Here is a 21,553-nt window from a genome sequence, read left to right as displayed (position 1 = left end):
CATCTCTCAAGGCGTTTGCCAGACCGGTTACTGGTCTCGCAGGTTAAACGGACGAATGTAAGGCAGTGCTTCGGTATCCAGGGAGGTGCCCTTGGAGCCGGTACCCACGCTACCCAATCCTTTCATTTCAAACTGAATGCCCAGGCTGCGCTCCGAGGTCGGACGCATGGTCACGTTATCCGGGGTGTTGACCCACTCCAGGTTGAAGTTGATGCTCCAGCAACAGGAGTCATATTTCAGACCCACCTTGCGATCCACCTTCACCCCCTGATCGAGGTCCTGATAGTAGCCACCGTAGAGGTGCCACTGATCATTGAGCGGCGTGGTCAACAGCATGCCGACCTGGTTGAGGTCAGCGACCTGGTTGGTGTTGGACAGGTCGTAGTTGGCATCGCGTACGAAGCGGTAGTTCAGCTGGCTGATCAGCTTCTCGCGGCGATACTCGATGGCGCTGTTGGCCGAGCTGATCTCGCTCTGATCCATATCATATTGCGCACCAGCATGGGCAAACCACTGTTCATTGATCTTGGCATCCCCCTCAAACGACAGCGGAGAGCGGGTGTTGGTGGCCAAGGATTCGCTGGGGTAGAGCTTGACCCTGGGCGCAACAAAATCGAAAGCTTGGGCAACGGCCAGCCGAATTCGTTCATCGCCAGCCGCATCATAGACCCGGGTGGTGACACCGAGCGAGACGCGATTTGAGTCGCTGATGCGGTCCAGACCGGCATAACGGCGATCGCTGAACAGGCTGTAGTAGTCCTGACGCATGTTGGTGGAGTCATAGACGCCTATGTTGTCCTGATCCTTGTAGGGCACATAGAGGTACTGGAACTCGGGCTCCAGGGTCTGGTTGGCATCGTCACCAAACCAGTTCTGGTTGCGCTCGAAGGTCATGCCGCCCTTGAGGCGGAAGGAGGGCAGGGTCCGGGTGATGATGCCTTCGTCCAGGGTGACGTTTTCTTGTTTGCCTGTTCCTGTGTTAACACCTTTGGAGTTGGGATCAAATTTGTCACGGAAGGATTGGCTCATGTTGTCCGGCACTTCCTGATCGTAACGGGTGTACATCAGCTTGTACTGGCTGTCGAGGTAATAGCCCGCCTCGTCGATCAGCGGCATGGTCAGGGTCGGGGCCGTGTAGACCCGGGTACCAGTGTAGGCGCTGCCCTGGTTCTGCTCTATGGCCTGGGCATTGTTGTAACCGAACTTGGTGATCTCGGTGTTCCAGGCCAGATCGTACCAGCTGCCTTGCTGATAGTAGTTGTGGTCGATGCGCGGCATCAGCTCGTGGGGCTGCTGGGCACTGGCCAGCAGTATCTGGTAGGTCCGCACCTCGGTATTGATGTTCCAGTTGGGCTGGAAGTAGCCGGCCATCAGGGATTGCTGCAACTGGTTCTCGACCTGGGTACCCACCTTGGGGGAGAAGTCGTTGTAGTAGTTGTAATCTCGATCCCGCACCTTGGTGTAGTCGACCGAGACCCGCATGGCGTTGTCGGCAAACAGCGAGGTGTGGCGGGCGTTGAGCAGGTAGCGATGACCGTCATCCAGGCCGGTGAAGCTGGGGTCGGTCGGATCATACTGCTTGTCGTTTGCCAGGTTCTCGAAATAGAGACTGCCGACGTGGGCTGGATCCGGCATGTAGCGGAACTCGACCTGCTCCATCAGGCCCCGTTTGTCCATGAAACGGGAGGTGATGGTAGCGTCGTAGTTGGGCGCTATATTCCAGTAAAACGGCTGGGTGATGTCCATGCCGTTGCGGGAACTCTGGGTATAACCCGGGTAGAGCAGACCCGTCTTGCGCTCATCCTTGATGGGGAAGTTGATATAGGGGAAGTAGAAGACCGGATAGTCATAGAGCCAGAGGCTGGCGTTCCAGGCTTCCCCGAACACCTCTGTCTGGTCTATGTCTATGCTGCCCGCTTTGAGGGTCCACACTTCCTGGCCCGGCGGGCAGGTGGTGTACTGGGCCCCTTCCAGGGTGATGTTCTGGTTGTTGTTGGTCATGGTGACCCGGTCGGCGGAGCCGCGCACCGGCGAACCATGCACCTGATACTTGCCCTCTTCCAGCTCGGAATTCTTGGTATCCAGGTTGGATTTCAGGGTCTTGTCACTGGTGACAGTGATCTGGCCATCGTTGTAATAGATGTTGCCGATGGCGATGACATCCCGGCTCTTCTGGTCGAGCTCGGCATAATCTGAGTCAAATTTGCGCACACCCTGGCGAACCTTGACGTCGCCCTGATAGACGGCGGTGCCGCCCTGCTTGGCCTCGAGCCGATCCGCATCCACTTCGACGGGTTGGGCGTTGGCATCCTTGTCCGGGGCCAGCCGCTCTATCTTGGGAACATAGTCATAGCAGAGCCCGTCCAGGATCCCGGTGGCGGGCGGCGGCGTCAGCGGTGCCGCCTGCACCATGGCAGGGGTCAGGGCTGGAACAAGGCTGATGGTCAGGGCGATGGGATAAGCGTACCCCAGTGTCCATTTTGTCATGTGAAAGACTCGCGCAATCCGTGGTAGCTACGGCTGATTCAAGACATGCATTTTACGACAGGATTCATCGAGTTGACATTGCATGTCATTGCTTTATGTTAGCCGGCAATGATAAAGCATTATTGCGGCCAGGGCTAACAGCCAAGTGCTGCTTTCCAATTTGGTCCCCGACTTATGTACGATCGCGATTCCCTGCTATTGCAATGGGCGCGCCGGATCTCCGGTGATGCCAACCTTCAGTTGACCCTGATTTCCGGTGACGCCAGTTTTCGCCGCTACCACCGTGGCGCCGGCCTGGTGTGGGTGGACGCCAATCCGAAAACTGAAAAAAATCATGAGTTTGTTCGTAATGCAGCCGCCCTGCATGCCATGGGGTTGCTGGCGCCCGAGGTCAGGGCTGTGGATTATGAGCAGGGCCTGCTGGCGGTGACGGATCTGGGGGATACCCAGCTTATCGGCTGTCTGGACGCGCACAACGTGCAGGCCTGGTATGGCAAGGCCATCGCCCTGCTGCCCCGGCTGGGGGCTGTGGATCTGGTGCTGGACCCCTTCGACGCAGCCTTCATGGCCCGTGAAAACAGCATATTCCCCGAGTGGTTGCTGGGTCATCACCTGCAATTGCAGCTCAGCGAGGCCGAGCAACGGCTGCTGGATGACACCTTCGCCTGCCTCACCGCCAACAACCTGGCCCAGCCGCAGGGGGTGATGCACCGGGATTTTCACAGCCGCAACCTGATGGTGTGTGGTGGCGATAGGCCCGAGACCAGCACCCTGGCCATCATCGATTTTCAGGACATGGTCATCGGGCCTCTTAGCTATGACCTGGTCTCCCTGCTCAAGGATTGCTACGTGCGCTGGCCGGATGCGGTGATCGAGCAGGGCATGCGGCAGGGCTTCGATACCCTGCAGCAGGCGGGACTGCTTGGCGAACTCGACTATGCCAGTTTCCGTCGTCATGCCGACCTGACCGGCATGCAGCGTCACCTGAAGGCGGCGGGCATCTTCACCCGCCTCTACCATCGCGACGGCAAATCCGGTTACCTCAAGGACATTCCCCGCACCCTGGGTTATGTGGTGGACACGTGCCACCAGCATGGCGCCACCTATCCCGTGCTGGCCCGTTTCGGCCTGTGGCTGGAGCAGGTGGTGCTGCCCGGGATCAACCGCACAGCGCAGGTGACACCATGAAGGCGATGATCCTGGCCGCCGGCCGTGGCGAGCGCATGCGCCCGCTCACCGACAGCCTGCCCAAGCCGCTGCTGGCGGTGGGGGGCAAGCCGCTCATAGTGCACCATATCGAGAAGCTTGCGGCGGCCGGGGTGACCACACTTGTCATCAACCATGCCTGGCTCGGCCACAAGCTGGTGGAGGCGCTCGGTGACGGCAGTGCGTTCGGGGTCCAGATTCACTGGTCGGCAGAGGCGAGTGCGCTGGAAACCGCCGGTGGCATAGTGCAGGCGTTGCCCCTGCTCGGCCCTGCGCCTTTTCTGGTGATCAACGGCGATACCTGGCTCGACCTGGACTATCGCACCCTGGTGACCCAGCCACTGGGGGAGGATCTGGCCCACCTCTGGCTGGTGCCCAATCCACCCCAGCATCCAGGCGGGGATTTCTCTCTTAACGCGGGTCGGGTACAGGATGCGCCGGCCTTCACCTTCAGCGGAGTCGGGCTCTATGACCCCACCGCTTTTGCCGACTTGTCGCCGGGTGCGCGCAAGCTGGCCCCCCTGCTGCGCGACTGGATGGCGCAAGGCCGGGTCGGTGGCACCATGCTGGCCGGCGAATGGCGGGACATAGGCTCTGTCTCGCGGCTGCGCGAGCTGGATGACCAGCTGCTGGGGCACTCTCATTAACATCACGAGGTCTTGAACCATGCGTATTTGGGGTAAGGTGCTTGGCGCCTTCTTCGGTTTTCTGCTCGGCAACATCTTTGGTGCCCTGCTTGGCCTCTGGATCGGCCATCGTTTCGATCGGGGCATGGGTATTCGGGGGGCGTTCCAGCGTGGCCCCAGTCAGCAACAGCAGGCGGTTTTCTTCCACGCCACCTTCGCCGTCATGGGCCATATCGCCAAGGCGAGCGGCCAGGTCACTGAGCAGGAGATCCGGGTCGCGTCCAACCTGATGGATCGGATGCGGCTGGTGGGCGATCAGCGGGCCCGCGCCCAGGAGTCGTTCCGGCTGGGCAAGGAGGCCGGGTTCCCGCTGCAGGAAACCCTGGCCGAATTCCGCCGTGCCAGCCTGGGGCAGCGCGACATTTTGCGCTTCTTCCTGGAGGTGCAGCTGCAGGCCGCCTTTGCCGATGGCAAGGTCGAAGCCAACGAGCGCGCCATACTGCACACCATCGCCGATGAGCTGGGTTTCAGCCGCATCGAGCTGGCCCGCATCCTGGCCATGGCCGAGGCGCAGATGAACTTCTTCAACCGGGCTCACGGTGGTCAGTATCAGGACGGTGGGCACGGCGGACAGCAGTACCGGCAGGAGGCGCCCTCCAAGGATCGCCTCAAGGATGCCTACCAGCTGCTCGGAGTGAGCGAGAGCGACAGCGATCAGGACATCAAGCGCGCCTACCGCAAGGAGATGAGCAAGCATCACCCGGACAAGCTGGCCGCCAAGGGGCTGCCGCCCGAGATGATGGAGATGGCGAAGGAGAAGACCCAGGAGATACAGCAGGCCTGGGAGTGGATCCGCGAGGCGCGCGGTATCCGCTGAGTGCCGTTATCTGTCAGCCATAAAAAATGCCCGTCGATGACGGGCATTTTTGTGTGCGCAGTGTTTGTGCGTTGCGGCTTAGTGGCTGTCGACCCAGACGAACTTGAGCACGAACAGCAGGGCGACCACCAGCACGCAGGGGTTGATCTCGCGCCAGCGGCCTGTGCCCGCCTTCATCACGCAGTAGGAGATGAAGCCCACGGCGATCCCCTCTGTGATGGAGAAGCTGAACGGCATCATGACTGCGGTCATGAAGGCCGGTACCGCTTCGGTCAGGTCTTCCCACTTCACCCGGGTCAGCTCGGAGCACATCAGCACGCCCACATAGATGAGGGCTCCTGCAGCAGCGTAAGCCGGCACCATGGCGGCGACGGGGGAGAAGAAGATGGCCAGCAGGAACAGCACGCCGACCACTATGGCGGTCAGGCCGGTGCGTCCGCCGACGGCGACGCCTGAGCTGCTCTCGATAAAGGCGGTGACCGAGGAGGTGCCCATGAAGGCGCCGCCCACCGAGCTCACGCTGTCCACCAGCAGTGCCTGCTTCATGCGCGGGAAGTGGCCCTTGTCATCGGCCAGCTTGGCGCGGTTGGTGACGCCGATCAGGGTGCCTGACGAGTCGAACAGGTTGACCAGCATGAAGGAGAAGATGATCCCCGCCAGGCTGATGTCCAGCGACCCCATCAGATCCAGCTGGCCGAATACCGGACTGATGCTCGGCGGCATGGAGACGAAGCCCTTGAAGGTGACGTCGCCAAACAACCAGCCCAGGGTGGTGGTCACCACTATGGCGATCAGCACGGCGGAGTGAACGCCGCGGGCGGAGAAGATGCAGATCAGGAAGAAACCGAGCAGACCCAGCAGGCAGGGCAGGGAGGTGAGGTTGCCCACCGTCACCATAGTAGCGGGGCTCGCCACTACGATGCCGGCGTTGTGCAGGCCGAGCAGGGCGATCAACAGGCCAATACCGGCCGTGATGCCGACCCGCAGGGTGAGGGGTATGTTGGCGATCAGCCAGTAGCGCACCCGCAGCAGGGTCAGGATCAGCAGACCTATGGCGCCCCAGAAGATGGTGCCCATGCCGACCTGCCAGGAGTACCCCATGCCCGCCACCACCACGAAGGCGAAGAAGGCGTTCAGCCCCATGGCGGGGGCCAGGGCGATGGGCAGATTGGCCAGCAGGCCCATCAGTATGCTGCCGATACCGGCGATCAGGCAGGTGGTGACGAACACCGCCTGGGTGTCCATGCCCGCATTGGAGAGGATCTGCGGGTTGACGAAGACGATGTAGACCATGGTCAGGAAGGTGGTGATGCCGGCGATGACCTCGGTGCGGGCCGTGGTGCCATGGCCTTGCAGGGCAAACAGACGCTCAAGCAATCCTTGCCCGGCGGCCTGTGTGGGGGCCTGGTGTGGTTGATTCATGTTGGATTCCAATAGGTGACGTGAAATAAGCAGCAGGGGAAAGGGCCATCCCATCCATGCGGGAGTGGTTGCCCTGTTTCTGGTGGTTAAGTGACCAGACTCGTCCTGATACCGTGACAGCGCGCACATTTTCACACAGGCGGCGCCGTTTACAAACCCCGGATCTGCGAAGCGGATCAATGAATAGAGCAAAAATTCAAACGTTTGCTATTTGAGCATGAAAAAAGGTTCTCGCTAGAGAACCTTTTTTCGGGAAGAGGGGACTTAAAGTGTCTTGAAGTAACGCTCCACCAGCTGGGCCAGCACAGAGTCGAGTCTATCCTGCACCTCTCCCAGCTCCCGACCGACACGGCGCAGGAACAGGCTGGCCTGCTCCTCGGTCAGCTTGCGTCCCTCGATGAAGAACTCCTGCTCCGGCAACTGCTTGTCGTAGCGCGGGATCAGCACCCAGCTCACCAGGTCAGGATCGATGACAGAGAAAATCTTGGCGGCGGCGACACAGAAGGTCTCGATATGCTCCTTGCCATCCGGCCCCAGGCAGCCGGGCTCGACCCGGATCTGGATGGTGAGTTTCTTCTCTGTGGGGGTCTGGGTCGTCATCTTGCTACATCCATGCAAAGGCATCCGTCTTGGATTGTAAGCCAAAAGGCAATAGAAAGGGGAGCCTGAGCTCCCCTTGTGACGCCGTCACCCTTATTTGGTGATGCGCTTGTACTTGGCGCGGTGAGGCTGGACTGCCTCGGCGCCGTAGGTCTTCTTCTTCCACTCTTCGTATTCGGTGAAGTTGCCTTCGAAGAAGGCAATATTGCCCTCGTCCTGATAATCCAGGATGTGAGTGGCGATACGGTCGAGGAACCAGCGATCGTGGGAGATGACCATGGCACAACCCGGGAACTCCAGCAGGGCGTTCTCGAGGGCGCGCAGGGTTTCGATGTCCAGATCGTTGGTCGGTTCATCCAGCAGCAGCACGTTGCCGCCGGTCTGCAGCAGCTTGGCCAGATGCAGACGGCCACGTTCACCACCGGACAGCTCGCCGACGCGTTTTTGCTGATCGGCGCCCTTGAAGTTGAAGCGGCCGATATAGGCGCGGCTCGGGAACTCGTAGGTGCCGATGCGCAGTATGTCCTGGCCGTCGGCGACCTCTTCGAACACCGTCTTCTTGTCGTTCATGCTGTCGCGGAACTGATCCACCGAGGCCAGCACCACGGTATCGCCCAGGGTGATGGTACCGGAATCCGGCTGCTCCTGACCCGACATCATGCGGAACAGGGTGGATTTACCGGCCCCGTTAGGCCCTATGATGCCGACGATGGCCCCCTTCGGAATGGCGAAGGAGAGATCGTCGATCAGCACGCGATCACCGTAGGATTTGCGCAGGTTGGCCACTTCCAGCACCTTGTCGCCGAGGCGGGGTCCGGGCGGAATGAACAGCTCGTTGGTCTCGTTGCGCTTCTGGTAGTCGTTGGTGTTGAGCTCCTCGAAGCGAGCCATACGGGCCTTGGACTTGGCCTGACGGCCTTTCGGGTTCTGACGAACCCACTCCAGCTCCTTCTCGATGGACTTGCGACGAGCGGCTTCGGAGCTGGCTTCCTGGGCCAGACGGGCATCTTTCTGCTCCAGCCAGGAGGAGTAGTTGCCTTCCCACGGGATACCTTCGCCGCGGTCCAGCTCCAGGATCCAGCCAGCCACGTTGTCGAGGAAGTAGCGGTCGTGGGTGATGGCGACCACAGTACCTTCGTAGTCGTGCAGGAAGCGCTCCAGCCAGGCCACGGATTCCGCATCCAGGTGGTTGGTCGGTTCATCCAGCAGCAGCATGTCCGGCTTTTCCAGCAGCAGGCGGCACAGCGCCACCCGGCGGCGTTCACCACCCGAGAGGTGCTGGATCTTGGCGTCCCAGGCCGGCAGACGCAGGGCATCGGCCGCGCGCTCCAGCTGGTTTTCCATGTTGTGGCCACCCTGGGCCTGGATGATGGCTTCCAGCTCGCCCTGTTCGCGGGCCAGCTTGTCAAAATCCGCATCCGGATCGGCGTAGGCCGCATAGACCTCGTCGAGACGGGCCATGGCGCGTTTGACGTCGCCGACCGCCTCTTCCACCGCTTCGCGGACTGTCTGCTCCGGATCCAGCTTCGGCTCCTGGGGCAGGTAGCCGATCTTGATGCCGGGCTGCGGACGGGCTTCCCCTTCGATCTCTGTATCTATGCCGGCCATGATGCGCAGCAGGGTGGACTTACCGGCACCGTTCAGACCCAGTACGCCTATCTTGGCGCCCGGGAAGAAGCTCAAGGAGATGTTCTTGAGGATATGACGCTTGGGCGGCACTACCTTGCCGACCCGGTTCATGGTGTAAATAAATTGAGCCATTGGCTAATTCTCTTCCTTTTCAGCAGGTTAATGTCTTGGCACTAACGGACTGATGTCGTGGTGGGGCCAGGTCGGCACGCCGCCAACCCGGTTCCAAAAAACCCGTCGATTGTAAACCAATGGACAGGGGTGGGCAAAGGTGGCGCCCGGTTGGCGCCCCCCTTTGCCGAGGCGGTCACGTCTTGCTGCATCAGCCGCGCAATCTTGGCATCATGTGGGCTTCTTTTTGTCCCGGAGCCGTCATGACCGCATCCCCCCAGACACCCTCACTGTCGGCCTTTCTCACCGCAATGGGATTGGACGCGGCTGTGAGTGACGCCCTTTGCCAGCGCTTGCCACGACTGACCCTGAGCGCCGGTCACGTTTTGCTGGCGCAAGGGGCACGGCAAGAGGCGGCGTTTTATGTCGAACAGGGCATAGCCCGCGCCTGTCACTACACCCGGGACGGGCAGGAGCGTTGCAAGGAGTTCTATTTCGAAGAGGAACTCTGCCTGCTCTATGACAGCTGGCTGAGTGGTACACCTGCCCGCTACCAGCTGGAGGCACTCACGGCGCTGCAGGTGGTGCGAGTGCCGCTCGCCCTCTTGGATGAGCCGGCGTTTCAGCCCCTCTGCCTGGCCCTGCTGCGCCAGCAGCTGGGCTACAAGGAGCGCAAGGAGGCCTTTTTGCTGCTGCACTCCCCCGAGGAGCGCTACCAGGAGCTCTGCCACACCTTCCCCCACTGGCCGGCGCGGCTCACTCAGGTGCAGCTCGCCAACTACATCGGCATCAGCCCGGTCACCCTGTCGCGGATCCGCCGGCGCATTAACAGGAGTTAATGCCGCCCCCTTGTCATCCCCTCATGCTGCGCCATTCGAAGGTGGTTGGAGGGATGGATGATGTCGCTGTTTTTGTGGTCGCAACTGGTGGTGAGCCTGGCCTTGCTGCTGGATCTATTGTCGTTTCAGCTGCGGGATCGCAGGGGGATCCTGGCCTGTCTGGCCCTCTCCTGCGCCCTCAATGCCGGCCATTTCGCGCTGCTGGGGCAAGCGTCGGCCGCCAGCCTCTTGCTGCTGGCCAGCGTGCGTTTTTTGGTCAGCATGCTGGCAACGAGCCGCGTCCTGATGTGGTTATTTATGGGGTTGGCCTGCGCCGCCGTGCTGGCGACCTATCAGGGGCCGCTGGCGCTGCTTGGCCTGCTGGGCAGTCTGCTGCAAACCCGGGCCGCCTTCTGCCAGGATGATCGCCTGCTGCGGCGCTGGATGCTGCTCGGCACCCTCTGCTGGCTGACCAACAACCTGCTGGTGGGCTCACCGGTGGCGGCACTGATGGAGGGGCTCTTCATGGTCAGCAATCTGGTGGGTTACTACCGCCACCATGGGCGCAAGGCGTGTGTTAGCTAGTCATATGCGGGTCCGTGTTGCCGTGTTGCAGGCTGGCCCGGTCAGGACCTTGATGGAAGTGCGGGATATTGCGGCTGGTTTGGGTTTGGCGGTGGATCTGGGTAGGCAAGGCAAAGAGGCCGCCATTGTGGCGGCCTCTTTGGCGTATCAGGCTTTGTTGAAGCCGTTGATGAGCGCCTTTGCGTAATCGATGACGAACTGCTGGCAGTGGATGGCGGTCTGCGGATCGAACTCCTCACCGTGGAGATCCGTGTTGGAGAGCACCCGGATCCCGACAAAGGGCACCTTGTAGGCCTCGGCCACCAGGGCGGCGGAGGAGGTCTCCATCTCTTCTGCTGCGGTGTTGTAGGTCTGGTGCAGCCAGTTGATGCGGGCCACCTGCCGGTTCCACTCGTCGGCGGTGCCTATGATGCCAGGGACTACGCGACCGTGCTGATAGCGTTCGACCATGCCGAGGGCGCGGCCGACCAGATCGGGGTCACCGGCAAACGAGCTGTGCTCCACCAGCTTGCCCTTGTCCCGCAGGCGCATGGTCACATCGAAGTTGTGCCATTTGCTCGGGTCGACCCCCTGCTCGGCCGGGGCAAGGTCGCTGCGATAGGCGCCCATGTTGAAGCTCCTGGTGCCTATGACGATATCTCCCCGGTGCAGCGCCGGATCATGGCCGCCCGCCGTGCCCTGGTTGATGATGAGGCGCGGCTGAAAGCGCTCCATGGCGAGGGTGGTGGCGGCAGCGGCATTGGCCAGCCCCACCTCGGTGCGGGAGATGACCACAGGATAGCCAGCGATAGTGCCCTGCCAGTATGTCCAGGCCCCCACGGTCAGCTCCTTCTTGTCTTTCAGGGCGGCCACCAGGGTTTCTACTTCGACGTCCATGGCCCCCTGGATCAGGATGGGGGCGGGGGCCGGGCTGGCCGCCGTGACGGCAGAGGAGAGGAGGGCACACAGTGTGAGCAGACGCGAGCAGCGTTTGATGAAGTTCATGGGTTACCTGTTGGTCTTGCGAGGAAGCGCAGGATCCTACCGAAAGGCAAACGGTTGCGCAAACGCGGATGTGAATGTTGTCAATAAATGCCGCCGCTGGCGGCATATCTCAGGGTTGCTTGTGACCCGCGAAGTAGAGGACCCGCCGCACATATTGCTGGGTCTCCTGATAAGGGGGTATGCCCCCGTATTGCTCCACCGATTTCTCGCCGGCGTTGTAGGCCGCCGACATCAGGGTCCAGTTGCCGTCGAAGTGGGTATGCAGCCACTTGAGGTAGGCCACCCCGCCCTTGATGTTCTGCTCGGGGTCGAAGGGGCGGGTGACGCCGAAGCGCTGTTGGGTCTCGGGGATGAGCTGCATCAGCCCCTGGGCGTTCTTGGGGGAGACTGCGCTGCTGTTGAGATTGGATTCGGCGATGGCGATGGCCAGCACCAGCCGCTCATCGATGCGGTGGCGCTTGGCGGCACTGCGCAGCATGATGACCAGCTTCTGCTTGGCCGGGGACTGGCGGGCCAGATAGGCATCCAGGTTGAAGGGGGTACTGGGGATCTCGGCGAAGTAGCCGCCACCCCCGCCGACCCCGGCGCCACACTGATCCCCCATGACGGCATTGCCGATGCGGGCGTTGTAGTAGCGAGTGGCCTGCTGGTTGCCAAGACGCATCGCCATGGCGAGGTAGGCGTTGGCCATCCTGGGGTTGCGCACCGAGCCCGGGCCTGTGGCGAGCAGACGGCCGATGCGGAAGTAACCTTCCGGATTGCCCGTCGTGGCGGCGGCGCAGTAGAAGTGGATGGCCTGGGTCAGGTTGCCCTGACTCTGTGCCACCTGGCCTTTTTTCAGTGCGCTGAGCGCCTTGGGCGCCTGTCTGAAATCCCTGCTTTGCGCCGCTGCCTGCACGGTACCGGCCAGCAACAGCGATAAAAAAAGCAGCAAAAACAGCCTGTTTTCGCTGAGGCTCGACATGGATTCTCTCCTGTTGGGGTACAGAAGATATAGGGGAACATGGCCCGTTCCGCCATTAATCCAGTGGATCCTGTTGTTATGGATCCACTCTTCCAGAGATCAAAACGGTATGGAACCAGTGTGAAATGCAGGCACGGCAGGAGCTGCGACTGTGCCATCCAGGCGTTATGGGTAGAAAATAGAGTTGCAGACACGCCTCTAGTGGTTAGCATCGGCTCCATCGGCTCCATCGGCTCCATCGGCTCCATCGGCTCCATCGGCTCCATCGGCTCCATCGGCTCCATCGGCTCCATCGGCTCCATCGGCTCCATCGGCTCCATCGGCTCCATCGGCCCCATTAGCCCCATCGGTTCCGTTGGCGCCGTCAGTTCCATTGGTTCCGTCGGTTCCATTTGCTCCGTCGGTTCCATCGGTCCCGTTCTCATCCTCCATATTGCTGTCATTGGCAGCGGCATGGGTTGCGCAGTCCGTGCCTGCCGGGCAGGGGGATTGAGCCAGGACTGGGACGACATGCAGGCCTGTGAGCAGTATCAGGAGGGATAACAGGGGGCGGATCTGGGTCATGGCTATTCCGGGCGGCACTGGCCGAGCAAAGGGTTGGGAGCAGAGGTTGTCAGTGGCGTTGCAGCTAGACGTCGAGATGATGCGTCTGCTCATCTTCGCTGGCGGCGGGCAACTGGCGGTACATCAGACCGATTTCACTTGCCACCCAGACCGAGAGCAGGGCCAGCAGGCTGAGCAGGGGCAGCAGGGTATGGCTCTGTTGCAATGCACAGGCGGCGAGGGCGGCGCCCAGCAACAGCAGGGTTCGGATCATGAGGTGACTCCTTCTCATCATGGTGATCTGGCATGGCCCGGAAGCTGTTCCCGTATGACGCCACGCCCGGCAGTATACCGCGCCGTGCCTGCGCGTGTCTGTGTCCATATGTGGTGGTCACCGCGCGTATCCTGATGCGCCGGGCGAGACAGGGCGATCTGATTCATTCATCACTCATCGGGCGCCAGGTTCATCTGCTCGCTCATGGTATCGATGAAGTGGCGGATCACGGGCGATGCGCTCTGCTCGGCACTGTGCGGGACATAGAGCACGCAGAGATCGGCCGGGATCTGCTGCTCCAGCCGGATGAAACGCACATGGGGCCATTTCTGGCGGCCGTAGCTGGCCGGGGCGAGCGCAACCTGCTGGCTGGTGGCCACCACAGCCATCAGGGTATTGGGCTCGACCACCTCCTGACTGAGGTGGGGGTAGAAGCCCTCTACCAGGCAGGAGTTGATGATGAGGTCGGTGGAGGCCGAGTTGGCCCGGCTCATCAGCACGAAGCGCTCGCCCGCCAGCTCGGTGAGGGAGACCCGCTTGCGATCCCGCAGCGGGTGCTCATCCGATACTGCCAGCACCATGGGTTCGCGATAGATGCTCTCGGCCTGCAGCGGATGGATGTTGAAGGTGTCGGCGAAGCGGGCGAGACCGAGATCTATCTCCTTGCTGGCCAGCGCCTGCTTCTGCTTCTCCGGCGACAGCTCGGTGAAGGAGATCTCGAACTCGGGATGGATCCTGTGACACTGGCGGATCACCTCGCCAAAGCCCGCCCAGAAGATGGAGCTGACCAGCCCGATGCGGATCTGGTTGCGCTCCATGCGCCCCGCCTGCACCACCTTGTTGAGGCCGCTCTCCAGCACGTCGAACAGCAGGGCACACTCATCGAGCAGCAGACGGCCTGTGGCGGTGAGGCTCACCTGGCGAGTGTGGCGTTCGAACAGGGCCAGCCCCAGCACGCTCTCCAGCTCCTTGATCTGGGCGCTGAGTGGAGACTTTGAAACATTGAGCTGCTCGGCGGCCCGGCTGAAGTGGCCGTGGCAGGCTACTGCATGGAAGTAGCGCAGCATCTTGAGGGTAACGCGATCGCGCCAGTGACTGTCGAGGGACAAGCTGATCTCCTGTCAGTATGGGGAGCCGGGTGCGATCCCCGTCAAAGATTGCGCATCGGGTTGTGCTGGCAGCGGGGCCCGTGCACGGCGCCTGGTCGATCCGGCTCACACTCTCGCCACCGCTTTTCTGCGGCCAGCGCGCCGACTGGTTGACAATAAGGGCCAATCAGCGCCGTTTCTGCGCGTTTGGGCACCCTATGCCTGCTATCGCTCGTCTGATTGTTCTGAAAAACGGGACAGTCAGGCCGATTTTAGCGATTTTTATCGCCGAATACCTCCCCTAGAGTGAGCCCCATGTCCCATTTACAGCCTCAAGAGGTGCAGCTCATGCAACAAGATCCGGTACTCAACGCCGTCGCCACCATTCTCGCCCGCAAGCCGGGTTTTGCCCCCCGCGCCGCCATGATCCTGGGTTCAGGCCTCGGCGTGCTGGCCGACGGGCTGGAGGAGAAGGTCACCATCCCCTACGAGGAGCTGGACGGTTTCCCGGTCAGTACCGTGGCCGGTCACAGCGGCGAGCTGGTGCTCGGCAAGCTGCACGGGGTGGACGTGGTCTGCATGAAGGGGCGTGGCCACTACTACGAACACGAAACCATGAAGGTGATGACCACGCCTGTGCGTACCTTCCAGCACCTGGGCTGCGAGCTGCTGCTGGTGACCAACGCCGCAGGATCGCTGCGTCCGGAGCGGATCGGGGTCGGCTCCCTGGTCATCTTCAACGATCACATCAACACCATGCCGGGCACCCCCATGACGGGCGCCAACGACGAGGCCTATGGCCCGCGCTTCTTCAGCCTGGCCAATGCCTATGACAAGGAGCTGAGGGGCGAGGCGCTGGCGCTGGCCGGGCGCGAGGGGATCGCCGTCAATCAGGGGGTGTTCGTCTCCTACAGCGGCCCCTGCTTCGAGACAGCCGCCGAGATCCGCATGATGCAGATCATCGGCGGCGACGTGGTGGGCATGTCGGTGGTACCCGAGGTGGTCAGCGCTGCCCACTGTGGTCTGCCGGTGCTGGCCATCTGCGCCATCACCAACATGGCGGAGGGGCTCGGCGACGTGCAGCTCTCCCATGAGCAGACCCTCAAGTGCGCCAAGCTGGCGGAAGCGGACTTCATCCGCCTCATCAACGCCTTCATCCAGCACCACTTCCAGTAAGCAGGAACGACCAGGAGGTCACCTATGTTTGCAGCAGGATTTCTCGGCATGGCGGCGCTGATCCTCATCGCCATTCTCGCCTCGACCAACCGCAGGGCCATTCGCCTGCGCACAGTGGGGCTGGCGCTGGCCTTGCAGGTGGCCATAGGTGCCCTGGTGCTCTATGTGCCGCTGGGGCGGCGGGCGCTGGAGGGGATGGCCCACGGGGTCGACGCCGTGCTGGCGAGCGGCAAGGCGGGCATCCACTTCCTGTTCGGCAACCTGGTCAACTTCTCGGTGGACGGCATCGGCTTCGTGTTCGCCCTCAACGTGTTGCCGCTGGTGGTCTTCTTCTCGGCGCTGATCGCCGTGCTCTACTACCTCGGCATCATGCAGCTGGTGATCCGCTTCATCGGTGGCGCCATGGCTCGCCTGCTCGGCACCTCCCAGACCGAATCCATGTCGGCGGTGGCCAACGTCTTCGTCGGCCAGAGCGAGGCGCCGCTGGTGGTCAAGCCCTACATGCCCAAGATGAGCGACTCCGAGTTTTTCGCCGTCATGTGCGGCGGCATGGCCTCGGTCTCCGGCACTGTGCTGGCTGGCTACGCCATGATGGGGGTGGACATGCAGTACCTGCTGGCGGCCTCCTTCATGGCGGCGCCCGGCGGGATCCTGTTTGCCAAGCTGATCATCCCCGAAACCAGCCAGCCGGACTATGCCTTCGACAACAGCATCCAGTTTGATGGCAAGAAGCCGGAGAACGTGCTGGCGGCAGCCGGGGAGGGGGCCAGCAGCGGCCTCAAGCTGGCTGCTGCCATCGGCGCCATGCTGATCGCCATGATAGGGCTGGTGACCCTGGTCAACACCTTGCTCGGCGGGGTAGGGGACATGATGGGCATGCAGCTCTCCCTCGAGATCATCCTGGGCTGGATTTTCTCGCCGCTCGCCTTCCTGCTCGGGGTACCGGTGGCGGACATCGGCATCGCCGGCGCCATGATCGGCAAGAAGCTGGTGGTGAACGAGTTCGTGGCCTACAGCGATCTCTCCCCCTACCTGAAGGACGCCAGCACTGTGACGGCGGCCGGTCTGCAGGTGCTGGAGGAGAAGTCCAAGGTGATCATCAGCTTCGCCCTGTGCGGCTTTGCCAACCTGGCCTCCATGGGGATCCTGATCGGCGGCCTCGGCACCCTCTGCCCGTCCCGTACCGATTTCATCGCCCGCCACGGCCTGCGCACCGTGCTGGCGGCCACCTGTTCCAACCTGATGAGCGCCGCCATCGCCGGGGTCTTCTTCTCCCTGGTCTGAGTGAGCCTCAGGTTCTCTACGGGGCGCTGCGGCGCCCCTTTTCATCACCCATTATCGCAATTCGGAGCCTTCTCATGACCTCTTACACCCCCCTGGACCTGACCCAGTCCGCCGTTCGAGCCATTGGATTGATGGATCTCACCAGCCTCAACCCGGATGACAACGACGAGCGTATCCTTGCGCTCTGCCGACAGGCGCAGACCCCCTTTGGCAACACGGCTGCCGTCTGTATCTATCCCCGTTTCGTGGCGCTGGCCAAGCTCACCCTGGCGGCCCAGGGCACCCCGCAAATCAAGGTGGCGACCGTGGTCAACTTCCCCCATGGCGACGATGAGCTTGAGGCCGTGCTGGCCGACACCCGTACAGCTCTCATCGATGGCGCCGACGAGATTGATCTGGTGATCCCCTGGCGTGCGCTGCAGGCGGGAGACGAGACACGCGCCCGGGCACTGGTGCGTGGTTGCAAGGCGCTGTGCGGGGCGCGACTGCTCAAGGTGATCATCGAATCAGGCGAGTTGAAAGACCCGGCCCTGATCCGCACGGCTTCCATGCTCGCCATCGAGGAGGGGGCCGACTTCATCAAGACCTCTACCGGCAAGGTGCCGGTCAATGCCACGCCTGAAGCCAGTCGCATCATGCTGGCGACCATCGCCGAGCTGGGGGCAAGGGAGCATGTGGGGTTCAAGGCGGCGGGCGGGGTGAGAAGTGCCCGGGAGGCGGCAGACTATCTGGCCATGGCGGCCGAATGCTGTGGCGAAGCCTGGCTCGATGCCGACCACTTTCGCTTCGGCGCCTCCAGTCTGCTCGGCCAGTTGCTGGCGACCCTGGACGGCGAGACCCCGGCCGTTGTCGGCCGCGGTTACTGAACGACAACCCCCAGCCAGACCGGCGTCCTGCAGGGCGCCCGTCATCACAGGTGAATTGCATGTCCCATCCCCGTTTTCATTTCGTTCAGGCCCACGGCAAGGTGCTGCTGTTCACCCTGCTCATCAGCCTGTCGTTTCCCATCGGCAGCGCGCTCACCGCCGTGCTGGATCCCCTGGTGGTCACCTGGGTGCGCTACCTGCTGGCGGCGCTCACTTTCGTGACTCTGCTGGCTTGCCAGCGGCGACTGCAACTGCCATCACTGCGGGATCTGGGGCGCTATACCCTCATCTCGCTGCCGGCGCTCTGCTACTTCGTCGCCATGTTCGTAGCGCTGCAGGAGACCAGCGCCCTCGATGCCAGCGCCCTCTACACAACGGTTCCCCTCATCAGCGCCCTGGCCAGCATGCTGATCTTCCAGCGTCGCATTGGCTGGTCGATGGCGTTTGCTTTGCTGGGGGGCATGGTGGCCGCCGCCCTCATCATCTTTCGAGGGGAACTGGGACAGGTGGCGAGCCTGAGCCTTACCCCCAGCAATCGCATCTATCTGCTCGGTTGTGTGGCCATGGCTCTCAATCCCATCCTGATCAAGCGCTACTACCGGGGGGAGTCGTTCGTTCATCTCACCTGCTGGACCCTGATCTGCGCCACCCTGCTGCTCACCCTGGTGACGGCGCCCAGGTTGCTGGCGACCGACTGGGGCCAGGTGTCGCTGCCGCTCTGGTTCGGGATGGGCTATCTGGCGCTGTTTGCCACCGCGCTCAGCTTCTTTCTGTTCCAGCAGGGCAGCGTGGTACTGCAGCCGGAGCAGGTCTCGGCCTACACCTATCTGATCCCCGTGCTGGTGCTGCTGTTCAGCAGCCTGACGGGGGAGCTGGTGGTCTGGCATCAGGTGGGCTGGGGCGTGCTCGGGGTGATGCTGACCATGGTGGTGATGGTGCTGGGATCGGTCAGGGTGCGCTCCGGCAGGCCCTGAGCGGGATCAATCGGCGATCTGGTGGTAGGCCAGATACCAGCGCACGAACTCGGCGACGCCCTGCCTGAGCGGGGTGGCGGGGCGGGTGCCCGTGAGGGTGTGCAGGGGCTCGCTGTCGGCCCAGGTGGCGTGCATGTCGCCGGCCTGCATGGGCAGCATCCGCTTGATGGCGGGCTTGTCCAGCGCCTGCTCCAGCGCCTCGATGAAGTCGAGCAGCCGCACCGGCTGGCCATTGCCTATGTTGAGGAGGCGGTAGGGGGCGGCGCTTTCGGCCAGGCTGCCCTGGCTGGCGCGCCAGTGCGGATTGGCGCGCGGCGGCAGTTCGGCGACGGCGAGTATGCCGTCCACTATGTCGTCTATGTAGGTAAAGTCGCGGCTGAGCAGGCCCTGGTTGTACACATCAATGGGCTCGCCGGCCAGGATGGCGCGGGTGAACTTGGCGATGGCCATGTCGGGGCGACCCCAGGGGCCGTAGACGGTGAAAAAGCGCAGCCCCGTGGTGGGCAGGCCGTAGAGCGCCGAGTAGGCGTGGGCCATCAGCTCGCAGCTCTTCTTGGTGGCGGCATAGAGGGAGACGGGGTGATCCGCCGGCTGCTCGGTGGAGAAGGGCATCTGATCGCTCAGGCCATAGACAGAGCTGGAGGAGGCGTAGATCAGATGGTTTATGCCGTGCTGGCGACACCCCTCCAGCACGGTCAGCATGCCGGTGAGGTTGCTGTCGGCATAGGCAAACGGGTTCTCCAGCGAATGGCGCACCCCCGCCTGGGCCCCCAGGTGGATCACCCGCTCGAACCCGCTCTCGGCAAACAGGGCCGCCATGCCATCGCGATCCGCCAGCTCACGCTGTTCGAAGCGAAAATGGGGAAAGGGGACCAACCGTGCCAGTCTGGCCCGTTTCAGGCTCACCTCGTAGTAGTCGTTGAGGTTGTCCAGTCCCACCACCTGATGGCCCGCCTCGCACAGCCTCCTGGCGACGTGAAAGCCGATAAAGCCGGCGGCGCCTGTCACCAGATACTTCATGAGTGTTGTCCTGTGCTGATCATGGGGGCCTGTGGTCCTGAGTGGGGGCTGAAAAAGGGCTGGGCGCTTTGTACCAGAGCGCGGGCACCGGCGCCACATGGAGGCGGCGCCATGGTGGACGAGGGCTGGCTCGTCAGGCGCGGCATGCTGCATCTTGGTGCACTGGCTGTCAATGGAGAATGACAGGCACCAAAACGGGGCGTTTCCCGGGGCTATTGTGATCATGGTCGCAAAAAATAGACTGGATCCCATAACGAAGCCCTGCGGACAGGGCTCGCGTCCGCCCCCTGGCGGACACAAGACACTCTTTTCACTTCGCTATTGGATACAGGTTATGGACAACACCCCAGGCTCTGCGCGCTCAGCCCGTTCTGCGCATCCCCTCTATGAAGATGTACTCGCCCTGCTGACTGCAGCCGGTTTCGTTTCCCTCGGCATCTTCCTGTTTCATCAGGTCGGCCTGCTCACCGGCGGCACCGCCGGGCTGGCGCTGCTGCTGCAACAGGTAACGGGGCTGAGCTTCGGCCTGCTGTTCTTCGGCATGAACCTGCCGTTTTACGCCCTGGCCTGGTTCAGGATGGGGCCGCGCTTCACCCTCAACACCTTCGTCTCTGTGGCGGCCGTCTCCTTCATGACGGATCACCTCAACGCCGTGCTGCAGATCGGCAAGATAGAACCCGTCTATGCGGCCCTGATCGGCGGCACCCTGATCGGCATGGGGCTGCTCATCATGTTCCGCCACAAATCCAGTCTGGGTGGCTTCAACATACTGGCGTTGTTTATCCAGGACCGCTTCGGCATCCGCGCCGGCAAGCTGCAAATGGGGCTTGATTGCACCATAGTCATCGCCTCCTGCTTCGTGGTGCAGCCCTGGATCCTGGCGCTCTCCGTGGTGGCGGCCATCATCTGTAACCTGGTGTTGACACTCAATCACAAGCCGGGCCGCTACCAGATAGCGTGAGATCCCGATATTGCACTCATCCGATATTGCACTCATCCGATATGCATATCGGGTGTTGACGTTCAACGACACAAGCCGGGCTGCTATCAGCTAGCCTGAGTCGAGATATTTCATGCAAACAAAACAGAGCGCCTGATGGCGCTCTTTTGCTATCCGGGATCCTGAACCCTCTCATACCACCATGGGCAGACCGGTTTCTGGGTGGGGGAGTACCCGAATCGGGTAGTCGTGCTACCGGGAAGGCGATGATCCTGGCGTCACACCACCATGGGCAGACCGGTTTCTGGATGGTGGATCACTTGGGCTGGGTAGTCATACAGGCGATCGATCAGGGCCGGAGTCAGCACCTCGGCCGGGGTGCCGTCGGCCATCAGTCTGCCCTGCTCCAGCATCACCAGCCGGTCGGCGTAACGGGCCGCCAGGTTGAGATCGTGCAGCACCACCAGCACGGCTGTGTTGCGGGCGGCCAGGGCGCGGGCCATGGTGAGCAGCTGGTGTTGGTACTTGAGGTCGAGCGCCGAGGTGGGCTCGTCCAGCAGCAGCAGCCGCGCTTGCTGCGGTTCGTCCGGTGCCTGCCAGATCTGGGCCAGTACCCGGGCGAACTGCACCCGCTGCCGCTCCCCGCCGGAGAGGCCGGGATAGAGGCGGCCGGCCAGGTGCTCGACCCCGGCATGGGTCATGGCGGCCCGCACTATCTGGTCGCGCCGGCTGGCGGGCTCGCTGTGGGGCAGGCGCCCCATGGCGACCACCTCTTCGCACAGAAACGGAAAGTTGAGAGACGAGCTCTGCGGCAGCACGCCGACGCTGTGGGCCAGTTCCATGGCGGGCCAGGCTTGCCGCTCCCGGCCAAACAGGCTTATCTCCCCCTGATGTTCCAGCTCGCCGGTCAGGCACTTGAGCAGCGAACTCTTGCCTGCGCCGTTGGGGCCGAGCAGGGCGGTGAGCGTGCCGGCCTGCAGGCTGAGATCGAGCCTGTCCAGGATGGGGCGGCCAGCTCGGGTGAGGCTGAGCTGGTGACAGCGCAGCAGGGGCATTGATGCAGGCAAGATAGACCTCCG

At 62.4% G+C, this 21,553-nt stretch carries 21 protein-coding genes; 11 read left to right on the top strand and 10 right to left on the bottom strand.

The window, feature by feature from the left end:
* Window positions 1-27 precede the first annotated feature (27 nt).
* Window positions 28-2,487: an LPS assembly protein LptD gene (lptD, locus tag CK910_RS00250; protein WP_098980641.1), complete on the bottom strand. Its 2,460-nt coding sequence runs from the start codon at window positions 2,485-2,487 to the stop codon at window positions 28-30.
* A gap of 174 nt (window positions 2,488-2,661) precedes the next feature.
* Between lptD and CK910_RS00245 the strand changes: the two genes are divergently transcribed.
* Genes CK910_RS00245 through djlA form a run of 3 tightly spaced genes read left to right on the top strand, consistent with a single transcriptional unit; the run spans window position 2,662 to window position 5,196 of the window.
* On the top strand, window positions 2,662-3,675 hold the full coding sequence (locus CK910_RS00245) for an aminoglycoside phosphotransferase family protein (protein ID WP_098980640.1): 1,014 nt from the start codon (window positions 2,662-2,664) through the stop codon (window positions 3,673-3,675).
* Window positions 3,672-4,340, top strand: a complete 669-nt coding sequence (gene murU / locus CK910_RS00240; protein WP_098980639.1) for an N-acetylmuramate alpha-1-phosphate uridylyltransferase MurU — start codon at window positions 3,672-3,674, stop codon at window positions 4,338-4,340. The genes CK910_RS00245 and murU overlap by 4 nt, the downstream gene beginning before the upstream one ends.
* Window positions 4,341-4,359: 19 nt before the next feature.
* The gene (djlA, locus tag CK910_RS00235) at window positions 4,360-5,196 is read left to right on the top strand and encodes a co-chaperone DjlA (protein WP_043135133.1); all 837 of its coding nucleotides are present in this window, start codon (window positions 4,360-4,362) and stop codon (window positions 5,194-5,196) included.
* A 78-nt stretch (window positions 5,197-5,274) separates the two neighbouring features.
* Here djlA and CK910_RS00230 read toward each other — a convergent pair whose 3' ends face one another.
* The 3 genes from CK910_RS00230 to ettA form a co-directional block, all read right to left on the bottom strand.
* Complete coding sequence (locus CK910_RS00230) at window positions 5,275-6,618, bottom strand: NCS2 family permease (protein ID WP_098980638.1); 1,344 nt, start codon at window positions 6,616-6,618, stop codon at window positions 5,275-5,277.
* Between the two features lie 264 nt (window positions 6,619-6,882).
* Entirely contained in the window at window positions 6,883-7,218 is a 336-nt protein-coding gene (locus CK910_RS00225; protein ID WP_043135129.1) for a hypothetical protein, read from the bottom strand.
* Window positions 7,219-7,311: 93 nt separating this feature from the next.
* Window positions 7,312-8,979, bottom strand: a complete 1,668-nt coding sequence (gene ettA, locus CK910_RS00220; RefSeq protein WP_098980637.1) for an energy-dependent translational throttle protein EttA — start codon at window positions 8,977-8,979, stop codon at window positions 7,312-7,314.
* Window positions 8,980-9,221: 242 nt separating this feature from the next.
* Here ettA and CK910_RS00215 point away from each other — a divergent pair, with 242 nt between their 5' ends.
* The gene (locus tag CK910_RS00215; RefSeq protein WP_098980636.1) at window positions 9,222-9,797 is read left to right on the top strand and encodes a Crp/Fnr family transcriptional regulator; all 576 of its coding nucleotides are present in this window, start codon (window positions 9,222-9,224) and stop codon (window positions 9,795-9,797) included.
* Between the two features lie 57 nt (window positions 9,798-9,854).
* The gene (locus CK910_RS00210) at window positions 9,855-10,361 is read left to right on the top strand and encodes a YgjV family protein (RefSeq protein WP_172955189.1); all 507 of its coding nucleotides are present in this window, start codon (window positions 9,855-9,857) and stop codon (window positions 10,359-10,361) included.
* 147 nt (window positions 10,362-10,508) lie between these two features.
* Here CK910_RS00210 and CK910_RS00205 read toward each other — a convergent pair whose 3' ends face one another.
* Both CK910_RS00205 and CK910_RS00200 read right to left on the bottom strand, forming a co-directional pair.
* Entirely contained in the window at window positions 10,509-11,345 is an 837-nt protein-coding gene (locus CK910_RS00205) for a phosphorylase family protein (protein WP_098980634.1), read from the bottom strand.
* A gap of 109 nt (window positions 11,346-11,454) precedes the next feature.
* Window positions 11,455-12,309: a lytic transglycosylase domain-containing protein gene (locus CK910_RS00200; protein ID WP_098980633.1), complete on the bottom strand. Its 855-nt coding sequence runs from the start codon at window positions 12,307-12,309 to the stop codon at window positions 11,455-11,457.
* A gap of 201 nt (window positions 12,310-12,510) precedes the next feature.
* Between CK910_RS00200 and CK910_RS24140 the strand changes: the two genes are divergently transcribed.
* Window positions 12,511-12,852 carry a hypothetical protein gene (locus tag CK910_RS24140; RefSeq protein ID WP_216640171.1) on the top strand — a complete coding sequence of 114 codons (342 nt, stop codon included), beginning with the start codon at window positions 12,511-12,513 and terminating at the stop codon, window positions 12,850-12,852.
* Window positions 12,853-12,937: 85 nt separating this feature from the next.
* Here the strand turns inward: CK910_RS24140 and CK910_RS00190 are convergent, their stop codons facing one another.
* On the bottom strand, window positions 12,938-13,126 hold the full coding sequence (locus CK910_RS00190; protein ID WP_043554658.1) for a hypothetical protein: 189 nt from the start codon (window positions 13,124-13,126) through the stop codon (window positions 12,938-12,940).
* Between the two features lie 170 nt (window positions 13,127-13,296).
* Entirely contained in the window at window positions 13,297-14,235 is a 939-nt protein-coding gene (locus tag CK910_RS00185) for a LysR family transcriptional regulator (RefSeq protein ID WP_098980631.1), read from the bottom strand.
* A 327-nt stretch (window positions 14,236-14,562) separates the two neighbouring features.
* Between CK910_RS00185 and xapA the strand changes: the two genes are divergently transcribed.
* The 4 genes from xapA (at window position 14,563) to CK910_RS00165 (ending at window position 18,514) form a co-directional block, all read left to right on the top strand.
* Window positions 14,563-15,390, top strand: a complete 828-nt coding sequence (gene xapA, locus CK910_RS00180) for a xanthosine phosphorylase (protein ID WP_098980630.1) — start codon at window positions 14,563-14,565, stop codon at window positions 15,388-15,390.
* A gap of 24 nt (window positions 15,391-15,414) precedes the next feature.
* Window positions 15,415-16,674 (top strand): NupC/NupG family nucleoside CNT transporter, encoded by a 1,260-nt coding sequence (locus tag CK910_RS00175; protein ID WP_098980629.1) that lies wholly within the window; start codon window positions 15,415-15,417, stop codon window positions 16,672-16,674.
* A 74-nt stretch (window positions 16,675-16,748) separates the two neighbouring features.
* Window positions 16,749-17,540, top strand: a complete 792-nt coding sequence (deoC, locus tag CK910_RS00170) for a deoxyribose-phosphate aldolase (protein WP_098980628.1) — start codon at window positions 16,749-16,751, stop codon at window positions 17,538-17,540.
* 59 nt (window positions 17,541-17,599) lie between these two features.
* Window positions 17,600-18,514 (top strand): DMT family transporter, encoded by a 915-nt coding sequence (locus CK910_RS00165; protein WP_098980627.1) that lies wholly within the window; start codon window positions 17,600-17,602, stop codon window positions 18,512-18,514.
* Between the two features lie 6 nt (window positions 18,515-18,520).
* Here the strand turns inward: CK910_RS00165 and CK910_RS00160 are convergent, their stop codons facing one another.
* On the bottom strand, window positions 18,521-19,534 hold the full coding sequence (locus CK910_RS00160) for an NAD-dependent epimerase (protein ID WP_098980626.1): 1,014 nt from the start codon (window positions 19,532-19,534) through the stop codon (window positions 18,521-18,523).
* A 334-nt stretch (window positions 19,535-19,868) separates the two neighbouring features.
* Here CK910_RS00160 and CK910_RS00155 point away from each other — a divergent pair, with 334 nt between their 5' ends.
* Complete coding sequence (locus CK910_RS00155) at window positions 19,869-20,495, top strand: YitT family protein (protein ID WP_098980625.1); 627 nt, start codon at window positions 19,869-19,871, stop codon at window positions 20,493-20,495.
* A 257-nt stretch (window positions 20,496-20,752) separates the two neighbouring features.
* On the opposite strand, the gene CK910_RS00150 is transcribed toward CK910_RS00155, so the two are convergent.
* Window positions 20,753-21,541, bottom strand: a complete 789-nt coding sequence (locus CK910_RS00150) for a heme ABC transporter ATP-binding protein (RefSeq protein ID WP_098980624.1) — start codon at window positions 21,539-21,541, stop codon at window positions 20,753-20,755.
* Between the last annotated feature and the right edge of the window lie 12 nt (window positions 21,542-21,553).

The sequence above is a fragment of the Aeromonas sp. CA23 genome (genome assembly GCF_002587065.1).
Classification (GTDB): Bacteria; Pseudomonadota; Gammaproteobacteria; order Enterobacterales; family Aeromonadaceae; genus Aeromonas; species Aeromonas bestiarum.
This window is presented reverse-complemented; position numbering and strand designations above follow the sequence as displayed.

What these genes read in the sequence shown, in the direction of transcription:
- CK910_RS00165 (WP_098980627.1), top strand. Translation starts at nt 17,600, where the DNA reads ATGTCCCATCCCCGTTTTCATTTCGTTCAGGCCCACGGCAAGGTGCTG.
- xapA (WP_098980630.1), top strand. Translation starts at nt 14,563, where the DNA reads ATGCAACAAGATCCGGTACTCAACGCCGTCGCCACCATTCTCGCCCGC.
- CK910_RS00225 (WP_043135129.1), bottom strand. Translation starts at nt 7,218, where the DNA reads ATGACGACCCAGACCCCCACAGAGAAGAAACTCACCATCCAGATCCGG.
- lptD (WP_098980641.1), bottom strand. Translation starts at nt 2,487, where the DNA reads ATGACAAAATGGACACTGGGGTACGCTTATCCCATCGCCCTGACCATC.
- CK910_RS00245 (WP_098980640.1), top strand. Translation starts at nt 2,662, where the DNA reads ATGTACGATCGCGATTCCCTGCTATTGCAATGGGCGCGCCGGATCTCC.
- CK910_RS00160 (WP_098980626.1), bottom strand. Translation starts at nt 19,534, where the DNA reads ATGAAGTATCTGGTGACAGGCGCCGCCGGCTTTATCGGCTTTCACGTC.
- CK910_RS00200 (WP_098980633.1), bottom strand. Translation starts at nt 12,309, where the DNA reads ATGTCGAGCCTCAGCGAAAACAGGCTGTTTTTGCTGCTTTTTTTATCG.
- CK910_RS00190 (WP_043554658.1), bottom strand. Translation starts at nt 13,126, where the DNA reads ATGATCCGAACCCTGCTGTTGCTGGGCGCCGCCCTCGCCGCCTGTGCA.
- djlA (WP_043135133.1), top strand. Translation starts at nt 4,360, where the DNA reads ATGCGTATTTGGGGTAAGGTGCTTGGCGCCTTCTTCGGTTTTCTGCTC.
- CK910_RS00205 (WP_098980634.1), bottom strand. Translation starts at nt 11,345, where the DNA reads ATGAACTTCATCAAACGCTGCTCGCGTCTGCTCACACTGTGTGCCCTC.
- ettA (WP_098980637.1), bottom strand. Translation starts at nt 8,979, where the DNA reads ATGGCTCAATTTATTTACACCATGAACCGGGTCGGCAAGGTAGTGCCG.
- CK910_RS00230 (WP_098980638.1), bottom strand. Translation starts at nt 6,618, where the DNA reads ATGAATCAACCACACCAGGCCCCCACACAGGCCGCCGGGCAAGGATTG.
- CK910_RS00210 (WP_172955189.1), top strand. Translation starts at nt 9,855, where the DNA reads ATGATGTCGCTGTTTTTGTGGTCGCAACTGGTGGTGAGCCTGGCCTTG.
- deoC (WP_098980628.1), top strand. Translation starts at nt 16,749, where the DNA reads ATGACCTCTTACACCCCCCTGGACCTGACCCAGTCCGCCGTTCGAGCC.
- murU (WP_098980639.1), top strand. Translation starts at nt 3,672, where the DNA reads ATGAAGGCGATGATCCTGGCCGCCGGCCGTGGCGAGCGCATGCGCCCG.
- CK910_RS00215 (WP_098980636.1), top strand. Translation starts at nt 9,222, where the DNA reads ATGACCGCATCCCCCCAGACACCCTCACTGTCGGCCTTTCTCACCGCA.
- CK910_RS00175 (WP_098980629.1), top strand. Translation starts at nt 15,415, where the DNA reads ATGTTTGCAGCAGGATTTCTCGGCATGGCGGCGCTGATCCTCATCGCC.
- CK910_RS00155 (WP_098980625.1), top strand. Translation starts at nt 19,869, where the DNA reads ATGGACAACACCCCAGGCTCTGCGCGCTCAGCCCGTTCTGCGCATCCC.